The organism is Dietzia sp. B32, assembly GCF_024732245.1.
Taxonomy (GTDB): domain Bacteria; phylum Actinomycetota; class Actinomycetes; order Mycobacteriales; family Mycobacteriaceae; genus Dietzia.
Genome location: NZ_CP093845.1, coordinates 3,689,811 through 3,710,700, shown reverse-complemented (window position 1 = coordinate 3,710,700; position 20,890 = coordinate 3,689,811). Strand labels below are relative to the sequence as shown.

Genomic DNA, 20,890 nt, shown 5'->3' with positions numbered 1-20,890 from the left:
CTGTCCCGCAATCCTTCTCGTAGTTATCCCTTCCCACAGGCCCGCATATCCACAGCATCGAAGGAGTGAGCAGTATGACCCAGAACCGAGCAGTCCATGTTGCCCGAGCGGCCGGAACCGGAGCGGTGGCCGGCTTAGTAGGGGCCGGATTGATGGTCATCGGCGAGAAAGCCGAACAGGCGATCACGGGCAGGCCGAACTCGTACGTCCCGGCGCGCGCCCTGCTCACGCTGTTGGGCCAAAAGCCTGGCGACGACGACCGCCCGGACGGGTGGAACCACCTCATGCACTTCAGCACCGGCGCGGCGCTGGGTGCTATTCGCGGCGTGTGGGCGGCCACCGGGATCCGAGGAGTTCATGCGACCGTGTGGCACACCGCCGTCCGGCTGGGATTTGACCAAACCGTGGAAAACGCCACCGGAGTCGGAGCGCCGCCGTCGACCTGGCCCGCGAGTGAGCAGGCCGTGGACATCCTTCACAAAGCCGTCTTCGCCGCCATCACCGGCGCGGTCGCCGAACGGCTGCTACCGCCCACCCTGCAGTCACAGCGTGGACGCATCAGCCACTGACCCCCGCCCTGAAGATGGTGGGTATCGCTAGCCACAGCAGCGCGACCGCCGAGATTCTGCACTCGGGAAGTGACCGCGGTTCTTGCTGACCTTGCGCAGTTTCTCCAGGCACGAGTCAGTGCAGCCGGAAGCCGGACGGGCCACCTATCCGACGCTGTCCCGGTGTGCCGGTGCTGTGGAACTGGCCGTGGTCTTGTGGTCACGCGCAGCAGTGCCCGGGGCAAGGATCGCTAGCAAGACTGCGGCTGCGGCGGTGAGGATTGCCAACGTAAGTGTGGCCTGACTGCTGCCGTTGACAAATGCCTCTTTGGCGTAGTCGACCAATGGTTGCGCCATTGGTCCGGCTTGTGCGGCGATCTCTAGGGCGGCGGCCAGGGAGTCGGAGACCGGACCGCGGGCAGGTTCGGGTAACTGAGGCAGGGCGGGTTGGATGTGGCGGGTGTATCCGGCGGCCAGCACACTGCCGGCCACTGCGATCCCCATCGCAGCGCCGATCTCGCGGGCCGCATCGTTGACTGCGGCGGCGACCCCGTGTTTGCTCTCCGGAGTTTCGGCGATGATCGCGTAGGTCGCTGGGGCTGTGCATAGTCCGAGCCCTGCGCTCATGATCAACAGCGGCCATAGCAGGTCGAGGTAACGTGCATCGACGGTCATCCGGCTGACCAGCATCAGGCCAACTGCGATGGTCGCCAGACCGGCGACGGTCATCACTCGTAGTCCAAATCGCTGTGACAGTCGGGGGGCGATCACCGAGATCACGATCAGGGGGACCGTCATCGGCACCAATCCCAACGCCGAGGCCAGCGGTCCGTATCCCAGGATCAGTTGCAGGTACTGCACCAGGAGTAGGAATACCCCGAAAGTGACCAAGAATTGGATGGCCACCGACAACGAGCCGGCGCTGAAGCCGCGCTTGGCGAACAACCGAACATCCAACAAGGGGGCCGAGGATCGCAGCTCAATCAGGATAAAAAAGGCTGTCGCCAATATGCCGGCCCCGGCGCTGGCGAGAACGATCGAGTCGGCCCAGCCCCGCGCGGGAAACTCGATCGTGGCGAATACGATTCCCGCAACCGCGACTGCAGCTGCCGCCGCGCCCACCCAGTCCACGGGAGGGTGATCATGCTGGCTGGACTCAGCGATCGTGCATGCCAGCGCGGCCAGTAGGGCTCCCGCTGCGGTCAGTCCGACAAATACCGACACCCACGACCAGCGCTCAAGCAGCACCCCGGCGCCGAGGATGCCTAACACTGCTCCGGAGCCGGCGACTCCAGCCCACACACCTACTGCTCGGCCGCGATGAACGGCGGCGAAACCAGCAGTCAGAATCGATAGCGTCGAGGGCATTACCAGTGCAGCGCCCGCCCCGGCAATCGCTCGCGCAGCGATCAACCAGGCCGGGTCAGACAGCAGCAGGGGAAGTGCGGATGCCATGGTGAATATCGCCAGGCCTATTACGAGAACTGCGCGTCTGCCATAGCGGTCACCGATCGCTCCAGCGGGCAGGACCAGGCACGCCAGTACCAGCGTGTAGCCGTCGACGATCCAGGTCAGCTGGGCTTGCGTCGCTCCAGTCTCTACCGCAATCTCCGGTAATGCCGAATACAGCGCGGCCATGGCCGCGACCACCAACGCCACGGCTAGGCACGACACCGTGAGCATCCACCATTCGGCTCGGGTCCACCGGGATGACTCGGTGATGGTCTGTTGGGGTGAGTGCATCGCCGGCCCCTTGCTGTGAGATGGTCGGTCTTGGTCTGAGACAAGTAGTATCACAGTATCCGGCTGGCTGGACAGGTTAGCTTGGACGAGAAGTGACCGTCGGCCGAAGGGGAGAGCGTGAACGACTGGAGTGCTGACCGGCCCGCTACGGACGACGATCAGCTCGATCCGCGACTGCTGCGCTCACGAAAACGATTGCTCGACGCTGCCACGCATCTCCTGAGCACTGGCGGTGTAGAGGCGGTTACCGTCGAGGCGGTCACTCGAATGTCAAAGGTTGCGCGGGCCACGCTCTATCGGCATTTCGGCGGGACCGCCCAGTTGCTTGCGGCGACCTTCGAGCGGCTGTTGCCTCGCGTCGAGGTCTCTGCCGACAGTGGGTCGGTACGCGACCAACTCATCGCGCTTCTCACGGCCCAAGCCGACCTGATTGACCAGGCGCCGCTGAACATTACGACTCTGGCTTGGCTGTCAATCGGATCAGTCGGCGGCGATCCTGCCGATTCGGCCGCGATCACCTCACTGCGTAGTCGAGTCATCGAGGAGTACCGGCAGCCCTTTGACCGCATCCTCACACATCCTGACGTTCGAGCACAGCTCGGCAACGTCGACACCACCTTCGCGATCGTTCAACTCCTGGGTCCCGTCGTGTTCGCTCGCCTTACTGGGCTCTGCACGGTCGACCACGACGGATGCGTGCAACTCGTTGATGATTTTCTTGCTGCCCGCAAGCAGGGAGGCGAACCCATCCAGGCCGAGTTCGGCCACGATCTGAACCGCCCTGGCGCCGTCGGATCTCGCTAAATCGGGGCTTCTTCTTGTCGGATGGGTGTGACCGCTCGATCGCCGAGGTCGCCGGGGAGGTGGCGAGGCAACCCTAGAGCCCGGTCGTTTCGGTGCGAGCGGCGGCGAGCCATCCGCTGCAGTCTGAGTGCGGCCGGAACTTCTACCGTCCAGTTTTGACTTCCCGATTAGTCAGGCTGCTGCAAGCGATCGCGAAGCTGACTCCAGAGCTTCAGCCAGTTGAAGCTCGAGCGTGGGCAGGAGGCTAACCGCCGAAGCCACACGTTCCAGCCGAGTACGCACATCGACCTCGTGCTCGATCCCGGCTCGGCCGGCCTCCGTCCATGTCTGTGCACAGTGTCTGGCGGCTACGGCGAGATCTTCGGTCGCGAGGTCACCGGTCAAACGTGCCACGTCCGCGCAGCCGTCAGCGAGCAGCTTTCGGAACAGGCCGCCACCGGTGCCGGCCTTCTCGATGAAAGCGCTCAAGCTGAATAAGAGGATCTCGAGTTCGTCAGCCGGTAGATGGGACCAAGTCCGGACATCAGCGGCGAGCTGGGCGACCGCTGCTAAGCCTTCGGAACCGCTCACCGCGGTCGTGAGATCAACGACTCCTGGCGGAGTTGGGTGGCGCATGTTCGCTGCCGATTGACGGAAAGCCGCTGCGGCAACCTGCGCAAGGTCTGGTAACTCATGCGGCCAGGCGATGCGGTACGTGGTGTGACGTGTCGGTTGTGGGAATGACATCGACGACCGTGCTCGAGCGAGAGCGTCGAACGGAACCTTTTGGACCTCGGCACGGTCGTTGTCAACAACGAAGGCGATCCTCTCCGCCTCGTCGTAACCAATTACCACGATATCGTGGCGACTCATTTGGAGCCGAACCCGCAGGTAGGGCAACTCCGCGATGTCGCCCCATATCAGGGCTGGCCTTCCGGCATCGACCTCCTGGCTAATCCACGACCATCCTTCTCGGGGATCGTCGGTCGTGAGCACTTGGACCTGTGCGCCCAGTAGATGGGGGAGATTTACTTCGAAATCGGAGTCTCTCCCTACCAGATAAAGCGGCGGGAAGAGGTCGCTCGAGCGCAAGTAGGACAGGCCAAGTGACCCCCCGAGGGTGAAGACGAGACCTTCATCGGGCGGTTCTTCCCAGCCGAGGCCTTGCCAGTGCAGGAGGTCTCGCATCGCGGCTGAGCCGCAGTGCCCCCCGACCCGATGTGGATAGTTCTCGATGAGCGTCTGGCGAGTCATCAGAGTTCCTTTCTGAACGGCAGGCGGGCACGAACCGGGCTCTCTTGCTGCGCCAGTGGGATGTCAGCGCCGTTCGTCGAGGCTCCGCCGCTGACCGTGCGAGTCTCGCTCGGGACTGGCTTACCCATTGCGCAAGGAATCGGGAGAACCCGTATGGGCGAAATCGGTCCGGACGAAAGGACGCTGCTGTGTGATGACCTGTTTGCTGAGCATGAAATCACGGGGACGATTGATGCAGTCTGCAGCAAGGAGTTCGCCATCACGGAGGTAGAAGCAGCTGAAGTCGCGGTCCCGCGTGGGGTCACCGCTGAGGACGACTTCGTCGTAACCGGTGTTGAGACCGGCGATCTGCAGCTTGAGATCGTATTGATCTGACCAGAACCAGGGCAGCGACACTGCGCTCTTGGACTTCCCGCAAAGGGTAGCCGCGGCGAGTTTCGCCTGATCGGTTGCTCCGGGTACGCACTCCAGCCGGACTCGGCGACCGTATCGAGAGATGTACTTGCTGGCACAGTCTCCGGCGGCAACGATGGCTGGGTCACTGGTTCGGGCGTGCTCGTCGATCACCACACCATCGTTCAGGGTCAAGCCCGCCGCCTCGGCGAGTTCTGTTCTCGGTTCAACACCGATACCCACGATGACCAGATCAGTCGGAATCGACTCGCCAGTAGATAGTGTGACCTCCCGGACGCAATCGTCTCCGACTAATGCTGCGACTTTGGCGCCCGTTCGGATATCGATGCCCTCCTCTCGGTGGATCCGCTCGAAGAACGTTGATACGTCGGGAGCAGTGACCCGCTCGAGGACGCGAGTGGTCGCCTCGAGCACGGTGACTTCCAGGCCCAGTGCCCCTAGTGAGGCGGCCGTCTCAAGTCCGATGTAGCCGCCCCCGACGATCACCACCCGCCGCCCGGGGGCGGCGGACGTGCGGATCAACTCGACGTCTGCGGCGGTACGAAGGTAATGGACCCCGGCGAGATCGGCCCCAGGAACGCGGAGCTGACGAGGGCGGGCTCCCGTGCACAGCGCGAGCTTGTCGTATGTCAGTGTGTCGCCGGTGCTCATAACGATGTGCCCAGCCGAGCGGTCGATCGCCTCCACGTGCGCGTTGAGAAGCTGGATTCGCTGCTTGGAGTAGAAGTCCGAACTGCGGATGGTGATCTCGTCGAGGGTGGTTTTCCCGGCGAGATACGCCTTCGACAGTGGCGGGCGCTGGTAGGGCACCGTGGGCTCCTCGCCGATGAGGACGATCTCACCGCTCCACCCGTCCTGCCGTAGGCTCGCCGCGAGTTGGGCTCCGGCATGGCTGGCACCGATGATGAGGGCTCGCTGCGATGTCATGTGCCGGATTTCGGGGTGAGGCGCACCATCATCTTGCTGATACCCCGCACGAAGTTGGACTGCACGTACTCGGGTTCGCCGACGACCTCGATGTTCTCGAAGCGGGGGAGCAGCTCTTCCCAGAGGATCCGCAGCTGCATTTCGGCCAGTCGGTTGCCCATGCACCGGTGTACGCCGAACCCGAAGGAGATGTGGTTGCGGACGTTGGCCCGGTCGATGATGAAGTCTTCGGGCCGCTCGAACACACGCTCGTCGCGGTTGCCTGAGGCGTACCACATCACGACCTTGTCACCCTTACGGATGAACTGACCGTTCAAGATAGTGTCAGTCTTGGCGATTCGGCGCATGTAGGCCAGCGGCGTTTGCCACCGGATTATCTCGGAGACCATGTTGGGGATCAGGTCAGGGTTGGACTTGAGCTTTTCGAACTGGTCTGGGAACCGGTTCAGCGCCAGAACGCCACCACTCATCGAGTTCCGGGTCGTGTCGTTCCCTCCGACGATCAACAGCACAAAGTTGCCCATGAATTCCATCGGGCGGTCGATCAGATCCTTGGTGTTCTCGTTGCTCTGCAGCATGGTGACCAGGTCGAAACCGGGTTCCTCCCCCTCTGCTAACCGAGCCTTCTTGTCGTACCACAGAGAACTCAGACCGCTCGCCATCTCGCGCATTCCGTCGAACGTCTCGTCGAGGTCCGCAGGACCACCGTTCGCTTCCTCGAACGAAGTTGCAATATCTGACCAGTACACGAGTTTGTGACGTTCCTCGTATGGGAAGTCCAAGAGCGTCGCGAGCATTCGAGCTGTCAGTTCGATCGAGACAGCCTGGACCCAATCGAACGGCTGATTCACCGGCAAGTCGTCTAGTACCTCGCGAACCCGAGACCGAATGAGCGTCTCCATCTCGCGCAGGTTCTTCGGCGCCACCACCCCCTGCACAGCTGCTCGCTGCACGTCGTGGCGCGGTGGGTCCATCGCGATGAACATCTCAATATCGAGAAAACGAGGCGGGGCCCCGATCACTATCATCGGCTCGGCGGAGAAGACCTCATGGTTCTTATCGACCGCGATGATGTCTTCATGTCGGGTCACTGACCAGAACGGCCCGAACGCACTGTTGGGCTGAAAGTGGACCGGAGCCTCGTTTCGCAGGCGCTCATAGTAGGACTGCCAGCGGCCTTGGCGATAGAGAAAGGGATTACTGAGGTCGATGTCGGCGAGCTCGACATCCTCGACGGGAGGAATGGGACTTTCTACGAAGAGCTTCTTCCCATTCGTCCTTGTCACCCAGCGCCGAGTCCTGTCGTACAGATGGGCGCCCCGGATCTGAAGATCCATCGGGATGGCCGACCGGATTCTGTCCCCGACTTCTACATGATTGCTTGACACGACTCTTGATCCCTTCGTCGTTACATCTGGAACTCTGGCACCTGGACGACCAGGCCGTCCCAATCCGCGGACGCGGTCATCTGGCACGACAGTCGAGAGGTCGGCAGCCTTTCCGGGTTCATTGCGAGCATTTCCTCTTCACTTGCTCCCGAGAGGCCGACCTGTTCGGACCACTGCGGATCAACGATGACATGACACGTGCCGCACGCGGCTTCGCCTCCGCAGTCAGCGTCAATCCCGGGCACCGCGTTGTTGACGGCGATCCGCATGAGTGACTGCCCCTCCTCTAAGGGCACCACGTGCTTCTCTCCCTCATGTGAGACGAAGGTTACGACTGTCATCGCTGGCTCCTGCATGGTTGTTCGGGTAATAGCTGCTCACAGCATTGCTAACAACGACGACTGCGGCTAGGTTGATTGAGGGCAGAAGCTTGTTAATTTGGCTCAGAAGGCGGGGGCGATGAATCTTGATCGCGAGGGCGTGCCACCGCTCGTGTTCGCGCAGTTACTTGAGAGCCCAGTTCTGGAGCAAGACGCCGTTGCACGGTTTCGCGAGATCATGGATCGTGAGCGAAGCGACGTCGAGTCACTTCTCGCCATCAACGCCCAAGTTCCCCTGCGGTGGATCAGGGAAGCCTTGCCCGACCTCGACGTTGACCAAGCAACGACCCTCGGTTTGGCGTTCGCCCAGCATGCTCATCTGACGTCCTTCGGACCATTAAGCGTCCCACTAGTAAGCGCAGGTTCCGCAGGCGAGATATTGGAATTGCTTGTCTACCTGCCGCTAATAACCCCAGCCCTGAGTGCGCAGTTCTACGCAGGTGGACACGGAGTGTCTGTCGCGCTCAATGGGCAGACGGGCGATCGAGTCCTAGACTCCCTAGTGGTCACCTACTGTGGTGCGGTCCTGCTGAGGCTGCTGAATATACTCGTTGGCGATGCACCAGACATCACACTCTCACTGGGTTGGCCCGCTCCGGAAGGTCTGCCCGTGGATCAGGATCGGTTAGCTGGTCGCCTGGTATTTGACGCTTCACTGTCCATTCTGCATTTTCCCGTTGACGCGGTCAATCACGTCTGCCGGTTCTCTGACCCCGTGGCGTATCGACTCGCTATCAGTGACTTGCAGCGAAGGCTCGACGAGCGGAGTAAAATCGCCTCGTATTCGGACAAGGTGAGACGTCTGATAGAGAAGCGTCCCGCAGATTGTGGAAGTCAGTGGATTGCAGACGAACTCTCCATCTCTACGAGCACACTTAAGCGGCGCCTCTCTGAGGAAGGGATGACCTATCGCGGACTGCGCCAGTCGGTCATTCGTGAGTACGCGATTCTTCGTTTACTGGACGGATCTGTGTCCGCGAGCGAGATCGCCACGGACCTCGGATATAGCGACCTCGCCAGCTTTTCACACGCTTTCAAGCACTGGACCGGCCACCCGCCGACGGGGTTCCGTCGTAGGTAGCGCTGCCACTTGGTTGACTCGTACAGGGCAACTGGCAATGCACGGTGCCTTCAGCTTCGCCCTTTCTTTGGGCGTGGCGTTCAATAGCTTCAGGCTCCGCCGACACCCTCGACGTATTCGGGCCTGGTGCTCGCGGCGGTGAGTTTGGCCTAAGTCCTCGAGTTTCTCTGTGACTGCAAAAAGTGTTCAACCTCGACCACGATGAACAGGGCAGTGGCAGTAATAACAGTGCGGCCCTCTGCATCCTCCATCGTGGACTTGAGGTCCAATTTCCGGCCATCGCGAGACCGAACTGCAGCGCGCAGGATGTAGGGGGTGTCGAGTAGTGCTGGCGCAAGATAGTCGAGCTCGAGACGGCGCGTCACGGCGAGCTCGCCGACCGAATACAGCAAGAAGCCGAATAGGTCGTCAATCACGGTCGCTACCGCGCCGCCGTGTGCAATGCCCGGTGCCCCGACGTGGCGCTGGTCGAACTGGTGGTGTGCGACGACGCCGTCTCCGTCACGCCGTACCGAGAGGAAGTGACCATTCGGGTTCTCTGGTCCACAGCCAAGGCAGTTGGGGTGGTGGGGAGGAAGCTCGGAGGAACCGGATTCCATGCGCGTGAACGAGGCCACCCAGTTGTCGATATCGGTACCTATCGGCTCGCCGGCCTTGTCGCGAAATGTGTCCATGTCCAGACCTTCCTGTCGATGAAGTTGTACTGGGTGCGATACCTCGGCTTGTGGCGACGGAGATATCGCCGACACCCGCACGTCCGACCCGTGACCCAACCTTTGACCGGGACGTCCAAGGGGCCCTGAGGCCCGATGCGGGTGGCCTGAGCAACTGGCTGTCGACGGCACGATAGTCAGGTCGACAAGGCCGACTGAGCCGGGACACCTTGTACTGTACGAACATACAGTAAGCGGTACCGACGTATAGTCTAGTTTGGGGTCCGTAGGCTCGACCGCAACTGAAGGGGAACCGCGTGAATCGTTCCGCACCAGGCGCCGCGGGCCAGGATCTCACTGCCAAGGCGCGCATCCGCAACGCCGCACTGGATCTCTACGCCGCCAACGGCGAGGACGGCACTTCGTTGCGAACCGTGGCAACCGCGGCCGGAGTGACGGTGGGTCTCGTGGTCCATCACTACGGCACGAAGGACGGCCTTCGCGAGGCGGTCGAGCGACTGGTCGTAGAGCATTTCGCTACCGCACTTGCCTCGGCGCCCGTGGACATCCCAGGCGCCGACATCGCCCGGATCCGCAACGACGCGGTTGCCGACATGCTGGTCAGGCGTCCCGAGGTGGTGAACTACCTGCGCCGCGCGTTGCTAGATCCCGGCGGTCAGCGAGGTGAGTTACTCGAGCGACTCACCGAGCTGACACACCGGGAAGTGGCGGCTATGCGGGAATCTGGCGCGGCGTCTAGGGTCCGCGCCGATGCTGTTCAGGTGGTCGACGTCATCGTCACTCAGCTGGGCCGTTTGTTCCTCCAGCCGCTCGTGGACTCGATGTGGTCCCATCTCGGGACATACACCCACACCGAAGGCCACGACAAGCCGGAACTGAGTGTTCGCGTCACCGAGACATTGGCACCGCAAGGAACGCCGCAATGACCTTGGTCATGGAAAGTCGCTGGTTTCGAGGCCGGACGATGCCGCGAGCCGCCGAGAATCGTTGCCGCGTGACGGCCACAGTGGACTCCACTTTTAGGGGCAAGAAAACGAGATCCTGTGGCACGCCGTTGACTATCTGTCGCAGGCGAACCCGCCAGACGACGATATACCCGTGTGGGGCAAGAAGGTCGGCTGGGCGCTGATGATCGCGGGCCTGGCGTGGCTGATCGCGGTGCTGGTGGCGTGGCGATTCCGGCAGCTACGAACGTGGTGGCTCGGGGCCCCTCCGGCCCTTTTCGTGGCTGGTGTGGCCGTGGTGCTGGCGATTGGAGCAGCGGTCCCAAAAGGGTTCGATTCCTCTCGCTCAGAGATGGAGAATGCTGTTGCGCAGGCTCGCTCCCATCCGCCGGGTTGGTCGGAGCACTACGGCTTCGACACCCCACGGCAAGTAGGGCACGTGGAGGTCTGGAAGCTCAGCCACCGAGAGGACGGGGTGGTCGTGGTCAGCGATGCCGACTTCGTCTTCGGATTTCACATGCGCGGGTGGGCACATTCCCTATAGGGGCCTCCCACGTTCGAACCTGGAGTAAAAGATCTGCAGGTAGAGCACCTCGGAGGGCCGTGGTACTCCTACAGCTACGTGCTGTAGCCGCCGTCCGGAGCGGGCCGAACGAAATTCGTGCCGGTTCGCGGACGAGAGGAGTGGCGACCTTCCAGACGTGACTCAGCCTGGTCGGGTTGACATAAAACCTGGATATCGGCGGGTGGCCCAGCCTGGTCGATTGTCGTGCGACCGACCAGGCCGGGCAATGATCGTTAGCTGATCGCGGACAGGAGTTCGGTGCAGGCCTGTTCGCATTTGCGGCAGGCTTCGGCGCAGACTCGACAATGCTCATGCATGTCCTCGTGCTTCCTACACTCGGTAGCACATTCTGCGCATGCTGTCCGGCATGCCTCGAGCGCGGTCTTGACCGTGGCGAGGTTCTGCCCAGTGCGACGGCTGAGGATATTGCCGGTGGTTGCGCAGAGATCGGCGCAGTCAAGGTTGAGGCGAATGCAGTTCCGTAGGTCTGCGACCATCTCTTCGGCCAGGCAGGCATCAGCGCACGAGGTGCAAGTCTGTGCGCATTCGAAACACGCAGCGATGCAGTCGGCAAGCTTCTGCACGTCTATGCCGGAAGCGTCGTTGGGGTGGGTTTCGATCATTGAAGTGATGTGAGACATCGATGTGCTCCCTTCTTCTCCGAGTCGTCGCTGGAGGCGCCCAGCTGACGCCGACGCTACTGATGCGCAGTGCTGGCTACAGTCCCTCGGGCCGACCTTCGCAGAATCTTTGTAATAGCAAGCGTCCAGTACCCGTTGTAGCTGCTTTTGGCAGGGGGGCGGATCATTGTTCCGAGCGGTGACGCACGGTGAGCCACTGCGCTGCGATGATGACTAGGGCCACGATGGCGGTGATGCCCAGCGTGAGCGGGTCTGATTGCGCCTTGAGGAGGAGGAAGGGCACGAGCACTGCGACGTCGAGGACGATCGCGACCCACGGGATCCACGCCTTGGCGTTGACGTCGTCTCTGAGGCGTCGGATGATCCCGTAGTGGATGGCGATGTCCATTGCCAGGTACAGGATCGCCCCGAGGGAGGCGATTTGTGACAGGTCGAAGAAGGCCGCCATGAGGATCGCCAGGCCAGCTGTGATGTAGAGCGACTGGTGTCCGCCGGCCCCGGGCAGGCCCGGCACCTGCCCCATGTCGCGGAGCATGTCGTAGAGCTTGGAGACCGAGAACAAGCTCGCGATGAGTCCTGACAGCGTCGCCACCACCGCGATGATCACGGTCAGCGTGACGCCCCAGGATCCGAACATCGGCTCGGCCGCCTCGGCGAGGGCATAGTCGCGGGCCCCGATGATCTGCGGCACGGTCAGGCTGGCGGTCACTGCGACGGTGATCAGCAAGTAGAGGACGGTGCACAGGGCGATCGAGATCATGATGGAGCGGCCGATATTGCGCTCCGGGTCCCGCAGGTCCGCACCCTGGTTGGTGATCGTGGTGAAGCCCTTGTAGGCCAGGATGCACAGGGTCACCCCGGCCAGGAATCCCATCCAGCCGTGGTCCGGTGGGGTGCGGTCGGCGACGGTGACCAGCCGGCCCAGCGAGGACACGCCCGCGGCCAGGATGCCACCGATCGCCAGCACCGCGATGCCCACGATCTTGAGCGCCGCGGTAGCGGTGGCTGAGCGCTCGACCCACTGGTTGCCCACCAGGTTGACCAGCGCGGCGGCGGAGATGGCGAGAACTGCCAGCACGGGCACCCACAGGGACGAGTCCTGCATGCCGAATGGCCGCAGCACCTAGGTGCCGAAGGTCCGCCCCAGCAGGGACTCGGCGAGGATCATCGACACGTACATGAACAGGGAGAACGTGCCGGCCGCCACCCCGGGCCCGTAGGCGGCCTTGAGCAACATCGCGATCCCGCCCGAGGACGGGTTGGTGGCCGAGTACCGGATGTAGGAGTAGGAACTGAATGCCACCACTACCGCGCCGGCGAGGAACGCCCACGGCACCCAGCCGCCGGCCAGTTCGGCGACCTGGCCCACGAGGGCGAAGATGCCGGCTCCGATCATTACCCCGGTTCCCAGTGCGACGGATCCGGTGAGAGTGAGCTTGTCTTGGGACTGTGTGCTGTGGTCCATGCTGACCGCACTACCTTCCTGCCAGTGGGTGGCCGCGTCGGTGGCGATGTCGGCGCGAGTGGGGATGTCAGGCGAGTTGCATAGTGGTCAGGCAGGTGAGGTCGTTGTCGCCCGTGGAGATCGGAGCGGTGGCCGTTCTGCCGTCGTGGTCGATGGTGAGCGTGGCCGTGATGCCTCGCGGTAGCCAGAGCCCGAGGAAGCCGTTGTCGTAGGTGGTGCGCGGTTCGTCGATGAAGGTGTCACCGGAGGCGTTATCGGTGGCTGTGACGTGCACCTGTTCGTTGGCGATCTCACCGCGGCAAGTGGTCAGGCTATGGAATCGGCAGGGGTGGGTGCTCGTGTAGTACGGAGCCACTGACAGATAGAACTGGTCCTCTGGAATAGGAATCGTCTCGAGGCTCTCATCGCCACTGGTCAAGACCACCTCTGTCGGCTGCACCGAGGCGATCAGATCGTCTGGCCTGTCGGCCACCGGCATGGTGTCGAGCGTGTTGATGATTTGGGGTGCCTCGAGGCCGGCGAGGTCGTAGTGCTCCAACGACGCAGGGTGAGATTCCGGCACTGAACTGTCGGAGGTGCCGATCGAGCAGCCGGTGAGGGTCAGGGCAGCGGCGGCAACGAGCGCGGTCGCGGCTCGTCTCCGAGTGGAGTGGGTGGCGTTCATCGGATTCATCCTCGTTGCATCGCTGTGGTGACGGTGTCCGGGCGCAGGTCGAGACGACGCAGCAGCTGAGCGTTGAGAGCAACGACGACCGTGGAGGCGGACATGAGGATGGCGCCGACGCCCATGGGCAGTACGAATCCGATCGGGGCGAGGACACCTGCGGCCAGGGGCACGGCGGCGAGGTTGTAGCCGGCCGCCCACCACAGGTTCTGCTTCATCTTGCGGTAGCTCGCCCGGGACAGTTCGATGACCGAGAGCACCGAGCGGGGATCCGATGAGGCCAGGATGACCCCCGCGGAGCCGATCGCCACGTCGGTCCCGGCGCCGATGGCGATGCCCACATCGGCTTGGGCCAGTGCGGGCGCGTCGTTGACCCCGTCGCCGACCATGGCGACCTTCTTGCCTTCGGACTGCAGTTCGGCGACTTTGGCGGCCTTGTCTTCTGGCCGGACCCCGGCGAAGACCCGGTCGATGCCCAGCTCGGCGGCGACGGTGTCGGCCACGGCGCGGGCATCGCCGGTGATCATGACGACCTGCGCACCGGCAGCATGCAGGGCGTCGACGGCCGCGCGGGACTCGGGCCGGATCTCGTCGGCCAGCCGCAGCGCGCCGATCACCCGGCCCTCGGCGAGGATGTGCAGGATGATCGCGCCCTCGTCGCGCCACTGGTCGGCGACGGGCAGTTCATCGCGTCCGTGCTGATCGAGCAGGTAGGGGCCGCCGACCTCGACGACGGTGCCGTCCACCGTGGCCTTGACGCCCACGGCCGGGGAGGAGGAGAAGTCAATCGCCGTCGACACGGTCAGTTCGCGGGCCCGTGCGGCCCCGACGACGGCTCTGGCCAGCGGGTGCTCACTGTCGGACTCGGCCGCGGCAGCCAGGGCAAGCACCTCGTTGGCGGTGTGTCCGTCTATTGATTCGATTCCGGTGACGGTGGGTTCGCCCTTGGTCAGGGTGCCGGTCTTGTCGAACAGGACGGCGTCGACGGTGCGCATCGACTCGAGCGCGAGGCGGTCCTTGATCAGTACGCCGCCGCGGGCGGCGCGTTCGGTGGCGATGGAGACCACGAGCGGGATCGCCAATCCCAGCGCGTGTGGGCAGGCGATGACCAGCACGGTGATCGTGCGCACCACACCCGCGTCCGGCAACCCGAGAGCGCTCCAGATGACCGCGGTGATCACGGCCGACGCGAGGGCGAACCAGAACAACCAGCCGGCGGCGGTGTCGGCGATGCGCTGGGCCCGCGAGGAGGACGCCTGTGCGTCGGCCACCAGCTTCTGGATCCCGGCCAGCGCGGTGTCGTCCCCTGTCGCCGAGACCTTCACGCGCAGGCCGGAATCAGTGGCCACCGTGCCGGCGACGACCTGCTCGCCGATGCCGCGGCGGACCGCCTTGGATTCGCCGGTGACCATGGATTCGTCCATGCTGGCCGAGCCGTCGATGATCTTGCCGTCGGCGGGCACAGAAGCACCGGGGCGGACGATCACCACGTCGCCGACCACCAGGTCGGCCGGAGCGACTGTCACCACGTCGTCGCCGTCGACCTTCTCGGCCTCATCCGGCAGCAGCGCCGCCAGGGAGTCGAGCGCGGAGGTGGTCTGCGCCAGGGAGCGCATCTCGATCCAGTGGCCCAGCAGCATGATCACCACCAGCAGGGCCAGTTCCCACCAGAAGTTCAGCTCATGATCCAGGATGCGCAGGGTAGCGCCCCAGGAGGCGATGAACGCCACGGTGATGGCCAGGCCGATCAGGAGCATCATGCCGGGCTGGCGAGCGCGGAGCTCGGACAGCGCGCCGGTCAGGAACGGCCGACCGCCCCAGAGGTAGATCACTGTGCCCAGGGCGGGGGAGACCCACCGCACCCAGTCGGCCTCCGGCAGCTGGTAGCCGATGAGGTCGGCGAACGTGTCATTGAAGCCGACCACCGGCACTGCCAAGACGAGCATGATCCAGAACAGCCGTCGGAACTGCCCGACGTGGTCTGCGTGGCCCGCATGACCGCCGTGGGCTTCATGACCGGTGTGGTGCTGTCCGGTGTGGCCGTGGCCGGCCGCGTCGTCAGCGGCGCCCGGGTGATGATGTTCGGCTACCGATGTGGCCATGTCGTCGGGGCGGCCGTCCGAACCGTCACCGGGTTCGCCGCGCCGATCATGGTGGTGGTGATCGTGTGGCTGACTCATTTGTCTGTCTCCGTGTGAGCGCCGGCGGCCAGGGCGGCATCATCGTCAGCTTGCGGACGGCCGGTGGCGTCGATCCGTTCTAGGTCCGTGGGCGTGGAGCAGCACGAACACGCTTCCTTGACGGCCGTGAGCGGGAGCGCAGAGCGCGTTGTGGAGAACATGGATCTTCCTCTCCGCGTGGTGTGGTGTCTCGGGTGTCGTGCCGGGCCGGGGTGGCCCATGGCGATGGGGTGGTTAGAGCGAGGTGAGCAGGTCGCGCATGGTGTCGATCTCCTGCTGTTGGGTGTCGATGATGGTCTGGGCCAACTCGACCGCGGGCTGGTAGCGGCCACTTTCGACCTCGTCCTCGGCCATGGCGATGGCGCCCTGGTGATGGGCGATCATCTGCTCCATGAACATCCGGGCGGCGTCGACTCCCTGGGCCTGGGACAGCTGCTCAAGTTCGTCGTCGGAGAGCATCCCTTCCATCATGGACATGTCGTGACCGCCGTGACCATCCTGCGCCTCGATGGGCTCTTCCCACTGCTCGAGCCAGTTGGTCAGCTGCGCGATCTCGGGGCCCTGGGCGGCTTTGATCTCCTCGGCCAGCGCCGTGACGTCGGCGGGGATGTCGTCCTTGGCCAGGATGATGTCGCTCATCTCGATCGCTTGCTGGTGGTGCGGGAGCATCATCTGCGCGAACATCACGTCGGCCTGCGAATGCTCCTCGTCCTGGCCGGAGGCAGCGGTGCCGGTCACGGACGTGGTGGCGCCGGCCGCGGTGGTGGGCGCGGCGGGCGAGGCTTCGGTGCTGTCGGTGCTGTCGGTGCAGGCGGACAGCGTCAGGGCAACGGCGGTCAGGGCTGCGGGCAGGAGCAGAGTGGTGCGGGTCATCGTGGTCGATGTCCTTTCGGGTCGGCGTCAAGATCGGGTGGTGTGTCGATCGGGTGGTGGTCAGGCGAGGTAGGACAAGGTGGTCATCATTCCGGCTTCCTGGTGGTAGGCGTTGTGGCAGTGGAACGCCCATTGGCCGGGGTTGTTCGCCTCGAACTCGATCTCGATAGTCCGCATGGGGCGGATCGTGACGGTGTCTTTGCGCAGCCCGCTGTCGGCGAGGGCGAAGGTGTGACCGTGAAGGTGCATCGGGTGGGCCATGTCGGACATGTTGCGCAGCCGCATCCGGACCCGGTCGCCGCGGGAGACCTCCAGCGGCGTGGTGTCGGGGTGGGTTTGGCCGTTGAGTGTCCAGCGATACGGCATCATGCTGCCGCCCATGTCGACGCTGAGGTAGCGGTCGTGCCCCCGGCCGGGCAGTCGTGAGTCCGGCGCTGGGGTCAGGTCCGCGGCCAGCAGCACCGGTCCGTCGAGTTCGCCGGGGCGCGGGTCGGCGGGTAGCTCACCGGCCCCGGTGCGCACAAGGGCGTACCCGTACCCGTTCTTGCCTTCTGCTTCGACGAAGAGGGGAAACACCCCGTCTGTCAGCGTGACCACGACGTCGACCCTCTCGCCCATTCCGAGCAGGATCGCCTCCGTCTCCTGGGGCGCGGTGGGAAAGCCGTCGGTGTCGGTGACGGTCATCGTGTGTCCGCCGAGGGCGACGCGGAAGAACGTGTCCGCCCCGGCGTTGATGAACCGGATCTTCGCGCGTTGGCCCGGGCTGGCAGTCCATGAGATCGGATCGGCCGGGACTCGGCCGTTGACCAAGTAGTGCGGATAGTGGACGTCCCCGGCGACACCGAGCAACCGGGAGGTCATCATCGGGTTGCTGGACCGGGCGCCCCCCATCGGGCCGTGCCCCATTCCGGCCATCGGCCGACCCCGAGTGCCGGGGGCATCCATGCCCACTCGCCCGGCGGCGTCCTCGGGAGTGCCGTCGATGCCGTCGAGCCAGTCGTCGAGGACGACGATCCATTCGTGGTCATAGTCCCCGGGGTCGGCGGGATCGTCGATGATCAGCGGACCGTACAGGCCCCGGTCGAGCTGTAGCCCTGAGTGTGAGTGGTACCAATGTGTGCCGGCGAGCGGGACGGTGAAGTCGTAGGTGAACCGGGCGCCCGGACGGATCGGGTCCTGGGTCAGACCGGGCACTCCGTCCATATCGTTGCGCAGGGCGATGCCGTGCCAGTGCACGCTCGTCTCCTGGTCGAGCTGGTTATCCACCTCGACTTGCAGCAGATCTCCTGCCCGGGCCCGCAGGACCGGACCCGGAACAGTGTCAGCAAATACCCAGGTCGACACCACGAGACCACCGAGATCGACCTCCACCGGGCGCGGGGACAGCCGAGCGTTCACCACCTGCTGTCCCGGTCGTTGCCGCTCGGCCTCCAGGTCCCGGATCGCCGGATCCGACGCCGATACCGGCACCCCCGAGGGCCCCGGCTCGCTGCAGGCGGTCACCGCACCCGCGCCGGCCAGGACCGAACCGATGAGAAATGCCCGCCGCGACAACTCCTTCACCGGTCGCCCGCCGAGGGCGACGGCCCGAACAGGGCAGTGACCAGCAGCAAGGTTGACGCCCACAGTGCGGTGACGACCACAGCGCCGACCGAGAATGTCACCCATCCGAGCATGAGGTACCTCCGGTGTCCGACTCGACCGCCCATGGTGACCGGCTACCCGAGCGTTCTCGATGGAGATCGTGTGAAGATTCGGTCAAGGCGCCCACCTGGGTGAGGGACTGCCAGGAGTTGCGGCGATGATGGCCTGCATGTCCCCTTCCGTTTCTGGCGTTCGCCGTTCGCATGCCCAGCAGCCTGCCGGTCCGCGGGCGCTGGTGGTCGATGACGAGGAGCCTTTGGCGGACCTGGTCGGGTCGTATCTTGAGCGCGACGGTTTCGATGTCACGATCACCGGGGACGGACAGGAGGCGGTGGGTCTGGCTCGCCGAATCGATCCCGATGTCATCGTTCTCGACCTGGGGCTGCCCGGGCTGGACGGGATCGAGGTATGCCGTCAGGTCAGAACGCACTCCGACGCCTACATCGTCATGCTCACGGCCCGGACCGAGGAGGTCGACACGCTGATCGGCCTGTCCGTCGGCGCGGATGACTACATGACCAAACCGTTCAGCCCACGCGAGCTCTCGGCCAGGATCCAGGCGATGATGCGCAGACCTCGAACCGGCGCCACCGAAACCCACCACGGCAGGTCGCCGGAACAGGTACAAACCGTCGGCGACCTGACTATTGACACCGCGGGCCGAGAGGTCACCGTCGGCGGCGCCGATGTCGCGCTGACCCGCACCGAGTTCGACATCCTCGCCGCGCTCGCCCGCGACCCTGGGGTCGTCTTCAGCCGAGCCCAGCTCATGGCCGCCGTGTGGGGCCCGAACTGGGTGGGTGACGACCACCTGGTGGACGTCCACATCGGTCACCTTCGCCGCAAGCTGGGCGACGATGCCTCCCGAGGCCGTTTCGTACGCACGGTCAGAGGAGTTGGCTACCGCATGGGAACGGGCCAGTGAACGACATACCATCGCCGGACGCGGCCACAACTCGGCCCCACACCAGCCGACGCATCGCTGGATTCAGCTTCGGTACCCGCCTGCTCCTGGCCATGTCCAGCGTGGTCGTCGGGTGCGCGGTCAGCGCGTGGCTCGTCGCCTCCGCCCTGGCCCCGGGCATTTTCCACGACCACCTCGGTCAAGCCGGCATCGACCACGATTCGAACGAAGCAGCCCACGTCGAAGAAGCCTTCACGGTCGCCATAGTCCTGGCCTGGGGGCTGGCGGTAGCCATCGCGGTCCTGGTGGCCTTGCTCACCAGTTGGTACCTCACCCGCCGGGTCCAGCGCTCGGTCACCATGGTTACCACTTCGACGGCAGACATAGCGCGTGGGCACTACGAGACCCGGATGGCGAGTCCGAAACTTGGCCGGGAGTTCGACGATCTGGCGACCAGCGTCAACGAACTGGCCAGGCGTCTCGATGCGACAGACGCCACCAGGCGAAGGATGCTCGCGGATCTGGGCCACGAGCTGCGCACCCCGCTGGCCACCATCGACTCCTACCTCGAGGCCGTGGACGACGGAGTCCGTACCTTCGACGACTCCACAAGGCAGGTGTTGTGGGCGGCCACCCGGCGGCTCGAACGCCTCGCGTCGGACATTGTCGACGTCTCCGATGCAGAAGAACACCTCACACGACTGCAACCAGCCCGAACCACCACTAAAGCCCTGGTGGAAACGGCAGTCAACGCAGCACGCGAACGCTACTCGGACAAAGGTGTCCAGCTGCACATGGGTGAGATCGAACCAACCGACGTCACCGTGGACGTCGAGCGAATAGGACAGGTACTGGGAAACCTCCTCGACAACGCCCTACGACACACACCGACCGGAGGGACCGTCACCCTCAGCGCTGTTCGTTCGAGAACGAACACAACCGCGATCACCGTCTCCGACACCGGGGAAGGGATCGCCGCACAGCACCTAGATCATCTCTTCGACCGCTTCTACCGAGCCGATCCCGCCCGAGGCCGAAACGCAGGCGGCACCGGAATCGGCCTGGCGATCACCCGAGCACTGGTCGAAGCACACGGAGGACGAATCCGAGTAAGCAGCCGCGGCACAGGCCACGGAGCACAATTCACCCTCGAACTCCCCTGCACGGCAGAAACGCCAGGAACGAAACTGCTTTAGCAAACTTGCACCTCCCCGTCATCTGTCCGCCCAACCCCGCTGCACTCCCCGCGCACGTCAGTGCTTGAGTGGTCGGTCTAGTCCCAGGGTGTCAGTCTCGCGGCCGCGGACAGCGATTCTCCGGTGTGGTGGCAGCAATCAAGCTGAGCCTGCGGCGGCGCTGCGGAGCGGGAGTACGGAATGGTTGGTCAGCTCGAGAACGGTCTCGCCGCTGGTGTCGGCGAGTTCTGCGGTTATGGTGACTTTCGCATCGCCGCGTTCGGGTCGTGGAGTCGTTTCTTGCATTGTCAGGTGTCCGGTCAATGTGGTGTCCGGCCGCACCGGCCGACGGAACTGAATCTCGAAACTGCGTCCCACCCCTCCCGTGAAACGGGACCAGAAGGCGGGCACGGCCAAGCGCTGGTAGATCGCCAAGGTGTGTAGTCCACTGGCGATGACGCCACCGAGCGGGGTTGTCGCGGCCGCGGTCGGGTCGGTGTGGATGAACACCGGATCCCACTGTCGTGCGTAGGTGACGATCTCCTCCTCGGTGATGGTGTAGCTCCCGAGTGGGATTAGTTGGCCGGGTTCGAGATCGTCCGCGTAGTAGATGTCGGTCATGTCGCCCTCCCAAGTAGTCGGC

Annotated in this window: 22 protein-coding genes; 8 read left to right on the top strand and 14 right to left on the bottom strand. The window is 64.1% G+C overall.

Going from position 1 to position 20,890, the window contains the following annotated elements:
* Positions 1-74: 74 nt before the first annotated feature.
* Entirely contained in the window at positions 75-569 is a 495-nt protein-coding gene (locus tag L8M95_RS17445) for a hypothetical protein (protein ID WP_120283057.1), read from the top strand.
* 144 nt (positions 570-713) lie between these two features.
* Here L8M95_RS17445 and L8M95_RS17440 read toward each other — a convergent pair whose 3' ends face one another.
* On the bottom strand, positions 714-2,291 hold the full coding sequence (locus tag L8M95_RS17440; protein ID WP_154830975.1) for an MFS transporter: 1,578 nt from the start codon (positions 2,289-2,291) through the stop codon (positions 714-716).
* Positions 2,292-2,408: 117 nt separating this feature from the next.
* On the opposite strand from L8M95_RS17440, the gene L8M95_RS17435 reads away from it, so the two are divergent.
* On the top strand, positions 2,409-3,095 hold the full coding sequence (locus L8M95_RS17435; RefSeq protein ID WP_120283053.1) for a TetR/AcrR family transcriptional regulator: 687 nt from the start codon (positions 2,409-2,411) through the stop codon (positions 3,093-3,095).
* Between the two features lie 171 nt (positions 3,096-3,266).
* Here the strand turns inward: L8M95_RS17435 and L8M95_RS17430 are convergent, their stop codons facing one another.
* From L8M95_RS17430 to L8M95_RS17415, 4 genes are all read right to left on the bottom strand, one after another.
* Complete coding sequence (locus L8M95_RS17430; protein WP_063972865.1) at positions 3,267-4,328, bottom strand: BtrH N-terminal domain-containing protein; 1,062 nt, start codon at positions 4,326-4,328, stop codon at positions 3,267-3,269.
* Between the two features lie 120 nt (positions 4,329-4,448).
* Entirely contained in the window at positions 4,449-5,669 is a 1,221-nt protein-coding gene (locus L8M95_RS17425; RefSeq protein ID WP_154830974.1) for an NAD(P)/FAD-dependent oxidoreductase, read from the bottom strand.
* Entirely contained in the window at positions 5,666-7,006 is a 1,341-nt protein-coding gene (locus L8M95_RS17420) for a cytochrome P450 (RefSeq protein ID WP_260487310.1), read from the bottom strand. Before L8M95_RS17420 ends, L8M95_RS17425 begins: the two co-directional genes overlap by 4 nt.
* 71 nt (positions 7,007-7,077) lie before the next feature.
* The gene (locus tag L8M95_RS17415) at positions 7,078-7,398 is read right to left on the bottom strand and encodes a 2Fe-2S iron-sulfur cluster-binding protein (protein ID WP_067718080.1); all 321 of its coding nucleotides are present in this window, start codon (positions 7,396-7,398) and stop codon (positions 7,078-7,080) included.
* A 118-nt stretch (positions 7,399-7,516) separates the two neighbouring features.
* Here L8M95_RS17415 and L8M95_RS17410 point away from each other — a divergent pair, with 118 nt between their 5' ends.
* Positions 7,517-8,518, top strand: a complete 1,002-nt coding sequence (locus L8M95_RS17410) for an AraC family transcriptional regulator (RefSeq protein WP_120283061.1) — start codon at positions 7,517-7,519, stop codon at positions 8,516-8,518.
* A 149-nt stretch (positions 8,519-8,667) separates the two neighbouring features.
* Here the strand turns inward: L8M95_RS17410 and L8M95_RS17405 are convergent, their stop codons facing one another.
* Complete coding sequence (locus L8M95_RS17405) at positions 8,668-9,192, bottom strand: PaaI family thioesterase (RefSeq protein WP_120283049.1); 525 nt, start codon at positions 9,190-9,192, stop codon at positions 8,668-8,670.
* Positions 9,193-9,488: 296 nt separating this feature from the next.
* On the opposite strand from L8M95_RS17405, the gene L8M95_RS17400 reads away from it, so the two are divergent.
* Complete coding sequence (locus L8M95_RS17400) at positions 9,489-10,118, top strand: TetR/AcrR family transcriptional regulator (RefSeq protein ID WP_120283047.1); 630 nt, start codon at positions 9,489-9,491, stop codon at positions 10,116-10,118.
* 172 nt (positions 10,119-10,290) lie between these two features.
* Complete coding sequence (locus L8M95_RS17395) at positions 10,291-10,680, top strand: hypothetical protein (RefSeq protein WP_120283045.1); 390 nt, start codon at positions 10,291-10,293, stop codon at positions 10,678-10,680.
* A gap of 254 nt (positions 10,681-10,934) precedes the next feature.
* Here L8M95_RS17395 and L8M95_RS17390 read toward each other — a convergent pair whose 3' ends face one another.
* The 5 genes from L8M95_RS17390 to L8M95_RS17370 all read right to left on the bottom strand — a co-directional run bounded on the left by L8M95_RS17390 (position 10,935) and on the right by L8M95_RS17370 (position 15,417).
* On the bottom strand, positions 10,935-11,324 hold the full coding sequence (locus tag L8M95_RS17390; protein ID WP_243699844.1) for a four-helix bundle copper-binding protein: 390 nt from the start codon (positions 11,322-11,324) through the stop codon (positions 10,935-10,937).
* 181 nt (positions 11,325-11,505) lie between these two features.
* Positions 11,506-12,447 carry an APC family permease gene (locus L8M95_RS17385; RefSeq protein ID WP_260487309.1) on the bottom strand — a complete coding sequence of 314 codons (942 nt, stop codon included), beginning with the start codon at positions 12,445-12,447 and terminating at the stop codon, positions 11,506-11,508.
* An 18-nt stretch (positions 12,448-12,465) separates the two neighbouring features.
* On the bottom strand, positions 12,466-12,807 hold the full coding sequence (locus L8M95_RS17380) for a hypothetical protein (protein ID WP_260487308.1): 342 nt from the start codon (positions 12,805-12,807) through the stop codon (positions 12,466-12,468).
* 67 nt (positions 12,808-12,874) lie between these two features.
* Positions 12,875-13,471 (bottom strand): CueP family metal-binding protein, encoded by a 597-nt coding sequence (locus L8M95_RS17375; protein ID WP_260487307.1) that lies wholly within the window; start codon positions 13,469-13,471, stop codon positions 12,875-12,877.
* 5 nt (positions 13,472-13,476) lie between these two features.
* A complete protein-coding gene (locus L8M95_RS17370; protein ID WP_312027429.1) occupies positions 13,477-15,417 on the bottom strand; it encodes a heavy metal translocating P-type ATPase in 1,941 nt (646 codons plus the stop codon).
* Positions 15,418-15,456: 39 nt separating this feature from the next.
* On the opposite strand from L8M95_RS17370, the gene L8M95_RS17555 reads away from it, so the two are divergent.
* A complete protein-coding gene (locus tag L8M95_RS17555) occupies positions 15,457-15,669 on the top strand; it encodes a hypothetical protein (RefSeq protein ID WP_312027428.1) in 213 nt (70 codons plus the stop codon).
* 216 nt (positions 15,670-15,885) lie between these two features.
* On the opposite strand, the gene L8M95_RS17365 is transcribed toward L8M95_RS17555, so the two are convergent.
* Together L8M95_RS17365 and L8M95_RS17360 are read right to left on the bottom strand one after the other, a co-directional pair.
* Complete coding sequence (locus L8M95_RS17365; protein ID WP_260487306.1) at positions 15,886-16,524, bottom strand: DUF305 domain-containing protein; 639 nt, start codon at positions 16,522-16,524, stop codon at positions 15,886-15,888.
* Between the two features lie 60 nt (positions 16,525-16,584).
* Positions 16,585-18,087 (bottom strand): multicopper oxidase family protein, encoded by a 1,503-nt coding sequence (locus tag L8M95_RS17360; RefSeq protein ID WP_260487305.1) that lies wholly within the window; start codon positions 18,085-18,087, stop codon positions 16,585-16,587.
* Between the two features lie 313 nt (positions 18,088-18,400).
* Between L8M95_RS17360 and L8M95_RS17355 the strand changes: the two genes are divergently transcribed.
* Together L8M95_RS17355 and L8M95_RS17350 are read left to right on the top strand one after the other, a co-directional pair.
* Entirely contained in the window at positions 18,401-19,093 is a 693-nt protein-coding gene (locus L8M95_RS17355) for a response regulator transcription factor (protein ID WP_260489303.1), read from the top strand.
* Positions 19,094-19,185: 92 nt separating this feature from the next.
* Positions 19,186-20,268 carry a cell wall metabolism sensor histidine kinase WalK gene (locus tag L8M95_RS17350; protein WP_096905713.1) on the top strand — a complete coding sequence of 361 codons (1,083 nt, stop codon included), beginning with the start codon at positions 19,186-19,188 and terminating at the stop codon, positions 20,266-20,268.
* 138 nt (positions 20,269-20,406) lie between these two features.
* Here L8M95_RS17350 and L8M95_RS17345 read toward each other — a convergent pair whose 3' ends face one another.
* The gene (locus tag L8M95_RS17345; protein WP_260487304.1) at positions 20,407-20,868 is read right to left on the bottom strand and encodes a MaoC/PaaZ C-terminal domain-containing protein; all 462 of its coding nucleotides are present in this window, start codon (positions 20,866-20,868) and stop codon (positions 20,407-20,409) included.
* Positions 20,869-20,890 lie beyond the last annotated feature (22 nt).

Coding starts and splice junctions, on each gene's coding strand:
- L8M95_RS17445 (WP_120283057.1), top strand. CDS start 75: ATGACCCAGAACCGAGCAGTCCATGTTGCCCGAGCGGCCGGAACCGGA.
- L8M95_RS17440 (WP_154830975.1), bottom strand. CDS start 2,291: ATGCACTCACCCCAACAGACCATCACCGAGTCATCCCGGTGGACCCGA.
- L8M95_RS17430 (WP_063972865.1), bottom strand. CDS start 4,328: ATGACTCGCCAGACGCTCATCGAGAACTATCCACATCGGGTCGGGGGG.
- L8M95_RS17425 (WP_154830974.1), bottom strand. CDS start 5,669: ATGACATCGCAGCGAGCCCTCATCATCGGTGCCAGCCATGCCGGAGCC.
- L8M95_RS17420 (WP_260487310.1), bottom strand. CDS start 7,006: ATGGATCTTCAGATCCGGGGCGCCCATCTGTACGACAGGACTCGGCGC.
- L8M95_RS17415 (WP_067718080.1), bottom strand. CDS start 7,398: ATGACAGTCGTAACCTTCGTCTCACATGAGGGAGAGAAGCACGTGGTG.
- L8M95_RS17410 (WP_120283061.1), top strand. CDS start 7,517: ATGAATCTTGATCGCGAGGGCGTGCCACCGCTCGTGTTCGCGCAGTTA.
- L8M95_RS17405 (WP_120283049.1), bottom strand. CDS start 9,192: ATGGACACATTTCGCGACAAGGCCGGCGAGCCGATAGGTACCGATATC.
- L8M95_RS17390 (WP_243699844.1), bottom strand. CDS start 11,324: ATGATCGAAACCCACCCCAACGACGCTTCCGGCATAGACGTGCAGAAG.
- L8M95_RS17385 (WP_260487309.1), bottom strand. CDS start 12,447: ATGCAGGACTCGTCCCTGTGGGTGCCCGTGCTGGCAGTTCTCGCCATC.
- L8M95_RS17380 (WP_260487308.1), bottom strand. CDS start 12,807: ATGGACCACAGCACACAGTCCCAAGACAAGCTCACTCTCACCGGATCC.
- L8M95_RS17375 (WP_260487307.1), bottom strand. CDS start 13,471: ATGAACGCCACCCACTCCACTCGGAGACGAGCCGCGACCGCGCTCGTT.
- L8M95_RS17370 (WP_312027429.1), bottom strand. CDS start 15,417: ATGCTCGTCTTGGCAGTGCCGGTGGTCGGCTTCAATGACACGTTCGCC.
- L8M95_RS17365 (WP_260487306.1), bottom strand. CDS start 16,524: ATGACCCGCACCACTCTGCTCCTGCCCGCAGCCCTGACCGCCGTTGCC.
- L8M95_RS17350 (WP_096905713.1), top strand. CDS start 19,186: ATGTCCAGCGTGGTCGTCGGGTGCGCGGTCAGCGCGTGGCTCGTCGCC.
- L8M95_RS17345 (WP_260487304.1), bottom strand. CDS start 20,868: ATGACCGACATCTACTACGCGGACGATCTCGAACCCGGCCAACTAATC.